This window comes from Arthrobacter sp. AL05, assembly GCF_029960715.1.
In the GTDB taxonomy this organism is placed as follows: Bacteria; Actinomycetota; Actinomycetes; order Actinomycetales; family Micrococcaceae; genus Arthrobacter.
This window is the reverse complement of record NZ_JASBRC010000007.1, coordinates 31298-44923: the sequence shown is the minus strand read 5'-3', so window position 1 is coordinate 44923 and position 13626 is coordinate 31298. Positions and strand designations below refer to the sequence as shown.

The 13626-nt window shown below is 64.7% G+C and carries 11 protein-coding genes; 7 read left to right on the top strand and 4 right to left on the bottom strand.

Annotated features, from left to right (window positions below):
• Positions 1–1599: an AMP-binding protein gene (locus QK287_RS10380; protein WP_226775653.1), complete on the top strand. Its 1599-nt coding sequence runs from the start codon at positions 1–3 to the stop codon at positions 1597–1599.
• Positions 1600–1628: 29 nt separating this feature from the next.
• On the opposite strand, the gene QK287_RS10375 is transcribed toward QK287_RS10380, so the two are convergent.
• From QK287_RS10375 to QK287_RS10365, 3 genes are all read right to left on the bottom strand, one after another.
• Positions 1629–2060, bottom strand: coding sequence for a universal stress protein (locus tag QK287_RS10375; RefSeq protein ID WP_282360002.1), 432 nt, complete (start codon positions 2058–2060; stop codon positions 1629–1631).
• A gap of 53 nt (positions 2061–2113) precedes the next feature.
• The gene (locus QK287_RS10370) at positions 2114–3403 is read right to left on the bottom strand and encodes a PLP-dependent aminotransferase family protein (RefSeq protein ID WP_226775655.1); all 1290 of its coding nucleotides are present in this window, start codon (positions 3401–3403) and stop codon (positions 2114–2116) included.
• A gap of 140 nt (positions 3404–3543) precedes the next feature.
• A complete protein-coding gene (locus tag QK287_RS10365) occupies positions 3544–4107 on the bottom strand; it encodes an NADPH-dependent FMN reductase (protein ID WP_226775656.1) in 564 nt (187 codons plus the stop codon).
• Between the two features lie 126 nt (positions 4108–4233).
• On the opposite strand from QK287_RS10365, the gene QK287_RS10360 reads away from it, so the two are divergent.
• From QK287_RS10360 to QK287_RS10335, 6 genes are all read left to right on the top strand, one after another.
• Complete coding sequence (locus tag QK287_RS10360) at positions 4234–4890, top strand: TetR/AcrR family transcriptional regulator (RefSeq protein WP_226775657.1); 657 nt, start codon at positions 4234–4236, stop codon at positions 4888–4890.
• A 303-nt stretch (positions 4891–5193) separates the two neighbouring features.
• Entirely contained in the window at positions 5194–6180 is a 987-nt protein-coding gene (locus QK287_RS10355; protein WP_226775658.1) for an ABC transporter permease, read from the top strand.
• Between the two features lie 2 nt (positions 6181–6182).
• Entirely contained in the window at positions 6183–7145 is a 963-nt protein-coding gene (locus tag QK287_RS10350) for an ABC transporter permease (protein WP_282360001.1), read from the top strand.
• Entirely contained in the window at positions 7142–9403 is a 2262-nt protein-coding gene (locus tag QK287_RS10345) for an ABC transporter ATP-binding protein (RefSeq protein ID WP_282360000.1), read from the top strand. The genes QK287_RS10350 and QK287_RS10345 overlap by 4 nt, the downstream gene beginning before the upstream one ends.
• A gap of 51 nt (positions 9404–9454) precedes the next feature.
• Positions 9455–11164: an ABC transporter family substrate-binding protein gene (locus QK287_RS10340; protein WP_282359999.1), complete on the top strand. Its 1710-nt coding sequence runs from the start codon at positions 9455–9457 to the stop codon at positions 11162–11164.
• A 138-nt stretch (positions 11165–11302) separates the two neighbouring features.
• Positions 11303–12361, top strand: coding sequence for a Gfo/Idh/MocA family oxidoreductase (locus QK287_RS10335; protein ID WP_282359998.1), 1059 nt, complete (start codon positions 11303–11305; stop codon positions 12359–12361).
• A 56-nt stretch (positions 12362–12417) separates the two neighbouring features.
• On the opposite strand, the gene ald is transcribed toward QK287_RS10335, so the two are convergent.
• Positions 12418–13536, bottom strand: a complete 1119-nt coding sequence (gene ald, locus QK287_RS10330; protein WP_226775663.1) for an alanine dehydrogenase — start codon at positions 13534–13536, stop codon at positions 12418–12420.
• Positions 13537–13626: the final 90 nt, after the last annotated feature.

The following is a 13626-nucleotide window of genomic DNA, read 5'->3' as shown; positions in this document are numbered from 1 at the left end:
GTGTTTTCGAGCCCGTTCCCCGATGTGGAAATTCCCGACGTAAGCCTTTATGAGTACCTCTTCGGCGGCCTGGAGGAGGCCGACCTGGAACGGATCGCCCTTGTCGACGGCGTGAGCGGCGCGGAAATGAGTTACCGGAGCCTCGTCGCGCAGATCGACGCCGTGGCCGGAGCCGTCGCGGCCCAAGGACTGGGCGTCCACGGTGTCGCGGCCATCCTGTGCCCCAACGTCCCGGCGTTCGCCGTCGTTTTCCACGGGCTGTTGCGGGCCGGCGCGACGGTAACCACAGTCAACTCGCTCTACACGGCGGACGAAATCGCGCTCCAGTTGGCCGACGCCGGCGCGGAGTGGCTGTTCACCGTCTCCGCTTTGCTCCCGGCAGCCCGGGAAGCTGCCGCCCGCGCCGGTATCCCGGCAGAGCGCCTCGTCGTCCTCGACGGCGCCCCCGGACATCCCTCGCTGCAGGATCTGCTCAGCTCCGGCGCGCCGGCTCCGCAAGTCACCTTCGATTCCGCCACCCACGTGGCCGTTATGCCGTACTCCTCCGGCACCACCGGCCGGCCCAAGGGTGTGATGCTCAGCCACCGGAACTTGATTGCCAACGCTGCGCAGTCCCGCGGACTGCTGAAGGTCGCTCCGGAGGACCGCTTGCTGGCGCTGCTGCCGTTCTTCCACATTTACGGGCTGACCGTGCTGCTGAACTTGGCGTTGTTGCAGCGGGCATGCCTGGTGACAATGCCGAAGTTTGAACTGACCGAGTTCCTGCGCATCATTCAGGACCAGAAATGCAGTTACCTGTTCATCGCCCCGCCCGTGGCTGTGGCCTTGTCCAAACACCCGCTGGTGGCTGATTACGATCTGAGTTCCGTCCACACGACGCTTTCCGGAGCCGCGCCGCTGGATGGCGATCTCGGCGTGAAATTGGGCGAACGACTAGGCTGCCGTGTGCTGCAGGGCTACGGCATGACCGAGATGAGCCCCGTGTCCCACTTGATCCCGGTGGACGCCGCCGACGTCCCCGTCAGCTCGGTGGGCTTTACGGTCCCGAACATGGACTGCCGGCTGCTGGACCCGGCCACAGGGGAGGAGATCGAGGTGCCCAACGAGGGCGTCAGCGCCCCCGGTCACTTGTTGTGCCGCGGACCGAACGTGATGCTCGGCTACCTTAACCGGCCGGAGGAAACGGCGGACACTCTCGACCCGGACGGCTTCCTGCATACCGGGGACATTGCCACCGTCCGTGCCGACGGAGTGGTCACCATCGTGGACCGGCTCAAGGAGCTGATCAAGTACAAGGGCTATCAGATCGCGCCGGCGGAACTGGAGGCGCTGCTCCTCACCCACCCCGGCATCGCGGACGCCGCCGTGATCGGCACGTCCGACGCCGACGGCCAGGAAGTGCCGATGGCGTTTGTCGTGCGCCAGCCCGGGGACGACGGTGCGCGGCTCGACGAGGCCGCAGTCATGGAGTTCGTGGCGGCCAAAGTGGCGCCGTTCAAGAAGATCCGGCGGGTCGAGTTCATCGATGCCGTCCCGAAGTCGTCTTCCGGCAAAATCCTGCGCCGGATCCTCAAGACCTCCGGGACGGCGGCCGGGTAGCCCGGCCCGACGCCACTGGCCGGCGCTTCCTAGTCGGAAGCGTCGGTCTTGGCGATGTAGACATCGCAGGGGGCGTTGTGCGCCACGGAGTTGGCGACGCTGCCGAGCACCCGTCCCAGTCCCTTCATCCGCCGGTTGCCGACCACGATCATCTGCGCACCGGAGCGGTCAGCCTCGGCGATCAGGGCTTCGGCCGGTTTGCCGCGGGCGGCCGCGTAGGTAACGTTCAATGCCGGCGTCCGGAGGCTGTCGGCGACCCGTCGGGCGACCTTCTCGGCTTCACCCGCATCGGAGACAATGAATTTGTCGCTGCCGCTGCCGAAGACTTCGGTCCGGTCGCTGTCGAACGCACTGACCACGTGAAGGGTGGCCCCTTGAATGGCGGCCAGGTCACGGGCAGTGTGCGCGGCTTTCAGGGCAGTCTCGCTGCCATCGACGCCGACAACAATAATTCCGGTCATGAATGCTCCTTTGAGGTCAACAAACTTCTGTGGCCATGGGCCGATGATTCAGGCTACCCCGCAACGATCGCTTCGCGCAGGACCGGCGCCAGCCGCCGGACGCCTTCGCGGATGGATTCCGGCGGGACCGCACTAAAGGCGAGTCGAATCTTGTGGGATGGCTCATCGGAATGGGTGAAGGCAGCCCCAGGAATAAAGACCACCCCGGCGTTAATCGCTTTTGCCAGCAGGGGATAGGTGTCTACGCCCTCGGGCAGGGTCACCCAAACGAAGAAGCCGCCCTCCGGCCGGGTCCAGCTCACGCCCGGCGGCATGAACTCATCCAAGGCGGCCAGCATTGCGGTGCAGCGCTCCTGGTAGAGGCCCCGGTAGGTCTCGATCTGGCCGCGCCAGTCGTAGTCCCGGAGATAGGCGGAGACGAGCATCTGGTTCAGGGTTGGCGGGCATAGTGTGACAGCCTCTGAAGCCAGGTAATAGCGGCGCTGTAGGTGCGCCGGGACGAGCGCCCAACCGATCCGGAGCCCCGGTGCAAAGATTTTCGAGAAGGACCCCATGTAGATTACGTCGTCCGGGTTGGCGGCCCGCAGCGGGATGAGGGGCTTGCCGTCGAACCGGAGCAGCCCGTAAGGGTTGTCCTCAAGCACCAAAATATTCGCATTGCGGCATATATCCACGACCTGTTGCCGCCGCTCCGCGGACAGTGTTACCCCTGAGGGGTTGTTGAAGCTTGGAATGGTGTACAAAAACTTGATGCTCTTGCCCGCCGTCTGCAGAGCGGCGATCTTGGCCTCCAGCAGATCGGGGACGATGCCATCACCGTCCATGGGTACGGTGGCGACCTCGACCTGGTAGGCCTCGAAGGTGTTGAGGGCGCCGACGTAGGTGGGATCCTCAACGAGAACAACGTCGCCGGGGTTGCAGAAGACCTTGGTCGCAACGTCCTGCGCTGACTGCGAGCCGGCGGTGATCACCACGTTTTCGGGTCTGGCGTCCAGGATTCCCTCCGCGGCCATCACTTCGCAGATCTGGCTGCGGAGTTCCTCGGTGCCTTGCCCGCCGCCGTATTGCAGTGCGGTCATACCCTGTTCCGCGATGATCTTCGCGGCGGTCTCGCCGAGCCGTGCCAGGGGCAGCGACTGCAGGTACGGGCTGCCGCCGGCCAGCGAGACGAGGCCGGGGCGCATCGAGATGTCGAAGACATCCCGGACTGCCGATTGCTTGATATTTGCTGCGCGCTCCGAGAACAGATCCTCGTGGCGGTGGGCGGACGATGCCGCACGTTCGATTGCGTCAATGGCCTCGGCCGGAAGTGCTTCTGCGGTGTCAAGTGTTTCGTGGGTCACAGTCCCAGCGTACAACCCGTGTTGTCTTGGAGGCAACGATTGTTCACAAGGTCGCCCGAAGCCGCAGTATTCCCGGCCGGACGCAGAATGTCCCCGGCAGGGCCTGCCGGGGACGTCAAGGATGAAGGGCGGGGCTGGAGCTATGCTGCGGAGACCGCGCGGGATTCGTCCAGCGCATCGAAGACGGCCTTGATCTGCTCGACAACCTCGGCGTCATCCTTCGGGTGGATCTCGGCGAAACGGACCATGGAGCCCGGCACGGCCAGCTTGACGGTGTCGAGGATCCGGGCGCCGGCGATTCCGGCGGCCTTGCGGGCCTCGTCCTGGGCCCAGACTCCGCCGAACTGGCCGAAGGCGGTTCCGACGACGGCGGTCGGCTTGCCGCTCAGGGCGCCTGCGCCGAAGGGGCGGGACAGCCAGTCGATGGCGTTTTTGAGCGAGGCGGGAACCGTGCCGTTGTGCTCCGGCGTTACCAGCAGCAGGGTGTCGGCGGCGTTGGCAGCGGCACGCAGGGCGGCCGCGGCGGCGGGAACCTGGCCTTCAACGTCGATGTCCTCGTTGTAGAAGGGTATGTTGCCCAGGCTGTCGTGGATCAGAACTTCAACATTTTCCGGGGCGTTCAGCTGGATTGCTTCAGCCAGCTGCTGGTTCGTGGATCCGGCGCGCAAGCTGCCGACCAGGGTGAGGACGGTGTTCTTGGACATGTGGACTCCTAGATGTCGCGCCGCGGACCATCCTGCGGCTGGCTGAACAGATGAGGCCGGTTCCGGCCCTTACGATTGAAAACGGACTGCGGTCCGCTTATATTCCCCGGGGCTAGGATGTGGGGTGTGAGCCTGATCCCTATCCGTCCCGGCGTGGAGTCCGAACGCCGCGATGCCGCCCGGAACCGCGGGCTGCTGTTGCGGGCCGCCCGCGAGCTCGTCGACGAGTGTGGGGCGGACGGCTTGACCATGGGCGCCCTGGCCCAGCGGGCCGGTGTGGGGAAGGGGACCGTGTTCCGGCGGTTCGGCAGCCGGGCAGGGCTCATGATGACCCTGCTCAGTGATGCGGAGGCCGCGTTCCAGCAGCGCTTTATGTTTGGCCCGCCACCGCTGGGACCCGGGGCTCCGCCGCTGGAGCGGCTGATCGCCTGTGGCGGGGAGCGCATTGCCTGGGTATTGGAATTCGGCGAGCTGGCAAGGGCTGCGGACATCTCGGCACCCAACCGGTTCGACGTCCCCGCGGCGGCGCTCTGGCATCGGCACCTGGAGGTGCTCCTGCGGGACGCGGGCGTTACGGCTGACCCTTGGCTGATGGCCACCTCATTGAGTGCCGTCCTGGAACCCGAGCGTCTCCTTCATGCCGTCCGTGTGAACGGGATTTCCCCCGCGCGACTCGCCGATTCCTGGCGGGATCTCGTTTCGCGCATCGTGCGCGGGGCCCAACCCCAACCGGAACCCCACCCCGGCGGGAAACCCAAATCAATTCCCGGGAGTTATTCATAACGATCTGATACCTGCCCCGGGGAACTGCGGGGCAGGTCGTCCGGGGGAGGAGTCCATGTGATAGTTTCCTCTGGAATGTGATCCGCAACATAGTCCACACGGACTTGCCTCACGGCCTGCGGATGGCCAGATACCCACTGGCCCGGATCCCGGATCAGCAGCGGTAATCCCCTGCCGGATAGGGACTAGGGAAGGATCTAGTTGTGACTACTTTTCATATTCCTGCACGCGGCGAGGCTGCTGCTGCCGGCCCCGCCCCGGCACGCGCCGCGCAGGCAACGGCGATCCAGAACTAGTCGTCCCATGCTCCGATACCTCGCCAAACGTGCTCTCACATACGTCTTTATGATCTTCCTGACCACCACGGCAGGATATTTCCTGGCCGTAAATACCTTGAAGCCGGCACTGCTGGAGCAGGAGCGGATCCCAAGGCCCACCCCCGAGCAGGTGGCCAACTCCTTCCGCCTCAAGGGCCTGGACCCGGCGCTCAGCGCCTGGGACCGCTACGTTGAGTGGCTCACCGCGATCGTCACCCGCTGGGACTGGGGACGCAGCCCCAACGGCGCCTTTATCAACGCAGAATTCGGCGATCGGGTCTGGATCTCGACCCGGCTCTTCCTGGCCTCCATCATCCTGACCCTGATCATCGGCGTCGCACTGGGTGTGTACACGGCAGCACGGCAATACAAAGCCTCGGACCGGGTCATTACCTCTTACAGCTACCTCGTGTACATCGTGCCCGCACCGATCGCTTACTTCCTGGTGCAGCTCGGTGCCATCAACATCAACGAGACGGTGGGCGAACGCATTTTCTTCGTCACCGGCATCTCCACGCCCGGGCTGGACGGCAGCGGCTGGGCCCAATTCATCGACATGCTGGCCCACTACGCGGTGCCCACCTTCGCTATCACCATCGTGGGTTGGGGCACTTACCAGATCGCGCAGCGCCAGTACCTCCTGGACAATGTCAACGCCGACTTTGTCCGGACTGCACGCGCCAAGGGGCTGACCCGCAACCAGGCCATCAGCCGGCATGCCCTGCGGGTTTCCTTCATCCCTGTGGCGCAGAGCATTGCCTTCACCATCCCTGCCATCTTCGCCGGCGGTTTCTTCGCCGAGAAGATCTTCGCCTGGCACGGCGTCGGCTCCTGGAGCATCGACGCGATTGCCTTGCAGGATGTCAACGCCGCGACGGCCACGCTCGCCTACGGCTCCGTGATCTTCGCGATCGGCGCGATCCTCGCGGACTTCGCCACCACGCTTGTCGACCCGAGAGTGCGGGTGCAGTAAACATGACAAACCTCAATACGACCGACCCGGCCGCCGTTGCCAGCGAGGCGAAGATCGAAAACAGCGATGTTGTCATCGCGAAGTCCTCGATCATCCTTCGCCGCTTCCTGCGGAACAAAACAGCCGTCGTTGGCCTGGCCGTCTTCTTGGCCCTGACGCTGTTCTCCTTCATTGGCGGCTTCTTCACCAGCTGGGACAAGGAGACTATCGATGCGTTCAACATTGGAATGCCGCCGTCGTCCGAACACCTGCTTGGTACCTCCCAGGCCGGGATCGACCTCTACGCCCTGACCGTGGAGGGCACCCGGATCTCCATCCTGATCGGCCTCGTCGTTGGCCTCGTCTCCGTGCTGATCGCCGCCGTGTACGGCTGCACCATGGCCTATTTCGGCGGGAAGGTGGACAAGGTGATGCTGTTCATCCTCGAAGCCCTGATCATGATGCCGGCGCTGCTGGTCGTCGCCGTGGCCACGAGCGGTGGCGGCAACGGACTGCAGCAGTCCTTGCCGAGTTGGCTGCTGCTGATTATCGTCCTGCTGGTCTTCAGCTGGATGGGAACCGCCCGCCTCATCCGCTCGCTCTCGATGTCCCTGATGTCACGCGACTTCGTCAAGGCCGCCCAGTACATGGGGATCCCGCCTCGGCGGATCGTTTGGCGGCACCTGGTCCCGAACATCGGCTCGCTGCTGGTCCTGGACATCACCCGCGGCATCACCGGGGCGATCCTGGCCGAGGTTGCCTTCTCCTTCATCGGTATCGGCATCAAGGTCCCGGATGTCAGCCTGGGTGTGCTGATCGGGCAGGCCACCTCCCAGGTCTCCACCTTCCCGTGGATGTTTTGGGTCCCGCTGACCGTGATGTTCCTGCTGACCGGTTCGCTTGCCATGATGAACGACGGCTTGCGCGACGCATTCGATCCCAGCTCCAGCTCCGTTGGCAATGCCAAGAAGAAGAAGACCACATGAGCCACGAAATGACCGCCAGCCCCGAATCGGCCGACCTCTCCGCCGTCGAGCGTCTGCATGTTGCCGGGCTGCACGGGCCCGCGGACGCGGTGCTCTCCGTCCGGGACCTGAAGGTGCGCTTCAACACGGAGAACGGGGTGGTGCACGCCGTCCGTGGCATCGACTTTGACCTCAGGGCCGGCAAGACGCTGGGCATCGTGGGCGAGTCCGGCTCCGGAAAGTCCGTCACCTCCATGGCAATCATGGGCCTGCTGCCCCCGACGGCCGAGATCACCGGTTCGGTCCGGCTCCAGGGCACCGAACTGCTGGGTCTCAGTGACAAGGCCATGTGCCAGTACCGCGGCAACGAAATCGCCATGGTCTTCCAGGACCCGTTGTCCTCCCTGACGCCGGTCTACTCGGTGGGCAACCAGATCGTCGAAGCGCTGACCGTCCACAACCCCACCATGAGCCGGCAGGCCAAGGAAGCGCGCGCCGTCGAACTGCTGGGCATGGTGGGTATTCCCAGCCCGAAGGACCGGCTCAAGGCCTTCCCGCATGAGTTCTCCGGCGGTATGCGCCAGCGTGTGATGATCGCCATCGCCATCGCGAACAACCCCCGCGTGCTGATCGCCGATGAACCGACGACGGCGCTCGACGTCACCATCCAGGCGCAGGTCCTTGAAGTCCTCCACACCGCGCAGGAGGAAACCGGCGCCGCCGTTGTGATGATCACACACGACCTCGGCGTGGTCGCCGGCATGGCGGACGACATCATGGTGATGTATGCCGGCAAACCCGTGGAAACCGGCAGCGTTGACGAGATCTACTACAACCCGCGAATGCCCTACACAATGGGCTTGCTGGGCGCAGTGCCACGCGTCGACACGGCCGAGAAGTCCTCGCTGGTGCCGATCGAGGGCATCCCGCCGAACCTCATCCACACCCCCACGGGTTGTTCTTTCGCGCCGCGCTGCCCACTAGCCAGCGATGCCTGCCTGCAGGGCGAGCCGGAGCTGTGGCCGGTCGCCGGGGACAACCAGACCGGCGGCCTGCCGCACCTGGCCGCCTGTATCAAGACCGACTCTTTGGGCCTCGAAGTGGACGTCCATGAGATCTTCCGGGCTCCGGCGGTGCCGGTCTCCCGCTTCGACGCGATCCCGCGCGAACAGCGCCGGACCGTGCTGGAGCTCAGGGACGTCAAGAAGCACTTCCCGCTGATGAAGGGGGCCTTACTCAAGCGCCGGATCGGCACTGTCAAGGCTGTCGACGGGTTGAGCTTCGACATCCGAGAGGGGGAGTGCTTCTCGATCGTCGGCGAGTCCGGCTGCGGAAAGACCACGACGTTGCTGGAAATCATGGAATTCCACAAGGACCAGGACGGCGAGGTGGTCATCGGCGGCCTCAGCAACAAGGAAGCCTCCAACGCCAAAACCAAAAGCGCCATGCGCAAGGAACTGCAGATGGTGTTCCAGGACCCAACCGGCGCCCTCGACCCCCGCTTCACCGTCTTTGAGGTATTGTCCGAACCGCTTGAAAATGCCGGCATGGCCAAACCCCGGATCCGGGAGCGGATCATGGAGCTGATGGAACTCGTGGGCCTCCAGCCCGATCACGTCAACCGCTTCCCCAACCAGTTCTCCGGCGGCCAGCGGCAGCGGATCGGCATCGCGCGGGCCCTTGCCGTGAATCCCAAACTGGTAGTCCTGGACGAGCCGGTATCCGCTCTGGACGTGTCAGTCCAGGCCGGTGTTATCAACCTCCTGGACCAGCTCCGCGCCGAACTCGGACTGAGCTACCTGATGGTGGCCCACGACCTGTCCGTGGTGCGGCACATCTCCAACCGTGTGGCAGTGATGTATCTGGGCAAGATCGTGGAAATCGGGGACGTGGACAGCGTGTTCGACAACCCGCGGCACCCGTACACCCGGGCCCTGCTCTCCGCGATTCCGGTCCCGGACCCCGGCGTGGAACGCACCCGGGAACGTATCATCCTGCGGGGGGACCTGCCCTCGCCGCTCGAAGCTCCTGCAGGGTGCAACTTCGCCACCCGCTGCCCGGTGTTTGCGGCACTGCCACCGGCCAGGCAGGAGAAATGCCTGACGCTGGAACCGGTGCTGGCCACCGTTGTGCCGGCGGCGGACGCCGGACGGCACGGGACGCCGGCGGCAACAGCAACACCGGCCGCCGCTGCGGCCCCCACAGACCAGCAATTCGCCTGCTTCTATCCGGACGGCGACCTGGACGCGGACATGCTTGTTGTCCACGAAACCACCTGAGTTACCAGTCTCACTCAGCAGAACTCGCACCAAATGAATGAAGGGGAACACATGAAGAATCTGACCAAGATCGGCGGCATTACCGCCGTCGTCGCAGCGCTTGCGCTGACCGCTTGCGGCGGGGGCGGTGCCGCCAAGGGCCCGGACGCAGCCAAAGGCCAGGAATCGGGAAGTGACCTGGCCAAATTGGTCAGCATCAATGCCAAGGATGCCAAGGACCTGCAGCCGGGTGGCACGGTCACCCTGCCGCTGGGCAACATCGGCCCGGACTTCAACGGCTTCTCCAACAACGGCAACAGCGCGGACAACACCGCCCTGCACCGCCCGATCGACGAGGCCGGCACGTGGGGTTGCTGGAACTTTGACTTCGACGGCACCGCCACGCCGAACAAGAACTTCTGCGAAGACGTCAAGAGTGAGGTCAAGGACGGCAAGCAGACCATCACCATCAAGGTCAACGAAAAGGCCAGCTACAACGACGGCACCCCCATCGACGTAAAGACCTTCGAGAACACCTGGAACATGCTCAAGGGCGAAAACAAGGACATCGACGTCGTCAGCTCCGGCGCCTACGAGTTCGTGGACTCCGTCAAGGCCGGTTCCAGCCCCAAGGAAGTCGTTGTTACCACCACCCAGCCGGTGTACCCGCTGGATGCGCTCTTCACCGGTTTTGTCCACCCGGCTGTGAACACCCCGGCACTCTTCAACGAGGGCTTCACCGGGGAGATGCACCCGGAATGGATGGCCGGGCCGTTCAAGCTGGACCAGTACGACAGCGCCGCCAAGACGGTCACGCTCGCCCAGAACGACAAGTGGTGGGGCACCAAGCCGGTCCTGGACAAAGTCGTCTTCCGCCAGCTTGAGACCAGCGCCCAGATTGCCGCCTTCAAGAACGGCGAAATCGACGGTGTCTCCGCAAATACCGTCACCCCGTACAAGCAGCTCGACGGTACCAAGGACTCCGAGGTCCGCCGCGGCCAGCGCCTCTTCGCCGGCGGCTTGAACCTGAACGCGCAGAAGGCGCCGATGACCGACGTCGCGATCCGCAAGGCGATCTTCACCGCCGTTGACCGCGAAGCCCTCCGTAAGGTCCGCTTTAATGGCCTGAACTGGGAAGAGGAAAGCTCAGGATCGATGATGCTGCTGCCGTTCTCCAAGTACTACCAGGACAACTACCCCGTCAAGGAAACCGGCCCTGACGCCGCCAAGAAGGTCCTGACCGACGCCGGCTACACTGCCAACGCAGCGGGTGTGATGGAAAAGGACGGCGTCCCCGCCGCCTTCAAGATCAGCAACTTCGGTGATGACCCCACCACCTTGGCCTTCGCACAGACCCTGCAGAAGCAGCTTAAGGACGGCGGCATGGATGTCGGCATCGACCAGCGCGCTTCGGCCGACTTCGGCAAGGTCCTGGGCAGCCGCGACTTCTATATGAGCGTCTCCGGCTACACCGTCGGCGCGGATACGACCGACGCCGTCAAGCAGTTCTACGATTCCAAAACGAACGAAAATGAACTCGGCGACGCTGAACTGGACGCCGAGATCAAGAAGCTCTCCTCCATTGAAGACAACGCCGAGCGCAACAAGGCGGCCATGGAGGTTGAAAAGAAGCACATGGAGAAATACTTCTCCATGGGTGTTGTGATGAACGGGCCGCAGATCTCCTTCGTGCGCTCCGGCCTGGCCAACTACGGCCCGTCCCTGTTCAAGAGCCTGTCCCAGGTTCCGGACTGGACCACCCTCGGCTGGGAAAAGAAGTAACCCCACCTCCCCTGCAGACGCTCCCTCACCTTTAGCAGCTTTTTGGGCGACGCTCCCTCACCTTTAGAGGGAGCGTCGCCTGAATTTCTGCGAAATCTGAGGGAGCGTCGGGTGAGTGGGCAAAGGTAACGTGGAGCCATGTCCACCGACTCGACAGGTCCTATCCGCACCGCCGTTGCCGGCTTCGGCCTCTCCGGCAGTATCTTCCACGCACCGCTGCTCGCGGCAGACCCGGCCTTCTCCGTCGCTGTGATCGCCACCTCCGACGCCGGCAGGCAGTCCGCTGCCGCCACCCGGTACCCCGGCGCCCGGATTGTCGACACCCCGGCGGACATCCTCGGGCTGGCCGGCGAACTGGATCTGCTGGTCCTGGGCACCCCGCCGGCCACCCATTATCCGCTCGCGAGGGCCGCACTGGAGGCCGGGCTCGACGTCGTCGTGGACAAACCGTTTACGGTGCGCAGCGCCGACGGGCGGGAGCTTATCCAGCTGGCCGCGCGACTGGGACGGGTGCTCACCGTTTTTCAAAACCGGCGCTGGGACGGCGACTACCTGACCGTCCGCGGCCTGCTGGACAGTGCTGCCCTCGGAGCCGTGACGCGGTTCGAATCCCGCTTCGAACGCTGGTCCCCGCTTGTGTCGAAAGCCTGGAAAGCGGCCGCGACGGCGGACGAGGGCGGAGGGGTGCTGTTCGATCTGGGCACGCACCTGCTGGACCAGGCCGTGCAGTTGTTCGGTCCCGCCGAGGTCACCCACGCCGAACTGGCGGCGCGGCGGCCAGCGGAGAAGACAGACGATGATGTGTTCCTCGCCCTGCAGCACGAATCCGGGGTGACGAGCCACCTGTGGATGAATATGCTCTGCGCCCAGCAGGGGCCACGTTTCCGGGTCCTGGGCAGCTGCGGCGGCTTCACCAAACACGGAGTGGACCCGCAGGAGCCGTTTATTGTGGCCGGCGGCAGCCCCCTGGACCCGGACTACGGCGTTGAGGACCGGGACTGGGCCGGGCTGTTCGGGCGGGACGGCCACGTGGATCGGCTGCCCACCAAGCGTGGCGCCTACCCGGAGTTCTACCGGATCCTGGCGGCGAAGATCAACGACGGCGGGGCCGCCTCCGTGCTGCCGCTCCCCGTGGATCCGGCGGGGCCGGTTGAGGTGCTGCGACTGATCGAGCAGGCCCGGGCGCTGGCGGATTAAACGAACAACGGCAGCCATCCACGGGAAGGATGGCTGCCGTTGTCCGGAAGCTGGTGCTACGCGGAGACCAGCTGGTGCCAGTCGGTGACGAGGGGCAGGTTGTGCGCCTCGGAGACCGAACGGTGCGCCACCTTGCCGCCGGCGATGTTCAGGCCGGCGGCAAGGGCGCCGTCCCGCTCAAACGCGGCCTTGACGCCCAGGTTGGCAAGCGAGACGGCGTAGCGCAGGGTGACATTTGTCAGCGCGTACGTGGACGTGTTCGGGACGGCGCCGGGCATGTTGGCGACGCAGTAGAAGATGGTGTTGTGCACCTTGTACGTCGGCTCCTGGTGCGTGGTGGGGTGAGTGTCCTCGAAGCAGCCGCCCTGGTCCACCGCGATGTCGACCAGCACGGAACCGGGCTTCATCCGGGAGACGAGCTCGTTCGTGACCAGCTTGGGGGCCTTGGCGCCCGGGATCAGCACCGAGCCGATCACGAGGTCGGCGTCGACGACGGACTTCTCAATCTCGTAGGCGTTGGAGGCCACGGTCTTCAGGCGGCCCTGGTACTGGGCGTCCAGTTCACGCAAGCGGTTGATGTTGATATCCAGGATGGTGACGTCGGCGCCGAGGCCCAGGGCCATCGCGGCGGCATTGGTGCCGGCAACACCGGCGCCCAGGACAACAACCTTGGCCGGGCGGACGCCCGGAACGCCGCCGAGCAGCACACCCTTGCCGCCGGCCGGTGCCATCAGTGAAGTGGCGCCCACCTGGACGGACAGGCGGCCGGCAACCTCGGACATCGGGGCGAGCAGCGGCAGCGTGCGGCCCTCCTGGACGGTCTCATAGGCGATGGCGGTGACGCCGGTGTTGATGAGTTCCTGGGTCAGCTCGGGCTCGGCCGCGAGGTGCAGGTAGGTGAAGAGGATCAGGTCCTTGCGGAAACGGTGGTATTCAGCCTTGACCGGTTCCTTGACCTTCATGACCATGTCCGCGCGGGCCCAGACGTCATCGGCGTCGGCGACGATCTCGGCACCGGCGATCGCGTATTCCTCGTCCGTGATGCCCGAGCCCAGGCCTGCGCCGCGTTCCACCAGGACAGAATGGCCGTGGGTGCGGAACTCGTGGACGCCGGCAGCGGTAATGGCGACGCGGAATTCGTTGTTTTTGATTTCTTTCGGGACACCGATGATCATCTGTGGGCTCCAGTGCTGGGGGCCTTATGGGCCCGGGTGAATGCGGGGAAGTAGTACTTCCAGAATAAATCCCGCTGTGAGGCAAGCGAC

Bases quoted from the DNA above. Each gene is read 5' to 3' on its own strand.
- QK287_RS10375 (WP_282360002.1), bottom strand. From the start codon at position 2,060: ATGACCGGAATTATTGTTGTCGGCGTCGATGGCAGCGAGACTGCCCTG.
- ald (WP_226775663.1), bottom strand. From the start codon at position 13,536: ATGATCATCGGTGTCCCGAAAGAAATCAAAAACAACGAATTCCGCGTC.
- QK287_RS10340 (WP_282359999.1), top strand. From the start codon at position 9,455: ATGAAGAATCTGACCAAGATCGGCGGCATTACCGCCGTCGTCGCAGCG.
- QK287_RS10365 (WP_226775656.1), bottom strand. From the start codon at position 4,107: ATGTCCAAGAACACCGTCCTCACCCTGGTCGGCAGCTTGCGCGCCGGA.
- QK287_RS10355 (WP_226775658.1), top strand. From the start codon at position 5,194: ATGCTCCGATACCTCGCCAAACGTGCTCTCACATACGTCTTTATGATC.
- QK287_RS10335 (WP_282359998.1), top strand. From the start codon at position 11,303: ATGTCCACCGACTCGACAGGTCCTATCCGCACCGCCGTTGCCGGCTTC.
- QK287_RS10345 (WP_282360000.1), top strand. From the start codon at position 7,142: ATGAGCCACGAAATGACCGCCAGCCCCGAATCGGCCGACCTCTCCGCC.
- QK287_RS10350 (WP_282360001.1), top strand. From the start codon at position 6,183: ATGACAAACCTCAATACGACCGACCCGGCCGCCGTTGCCAGCGAGGCG.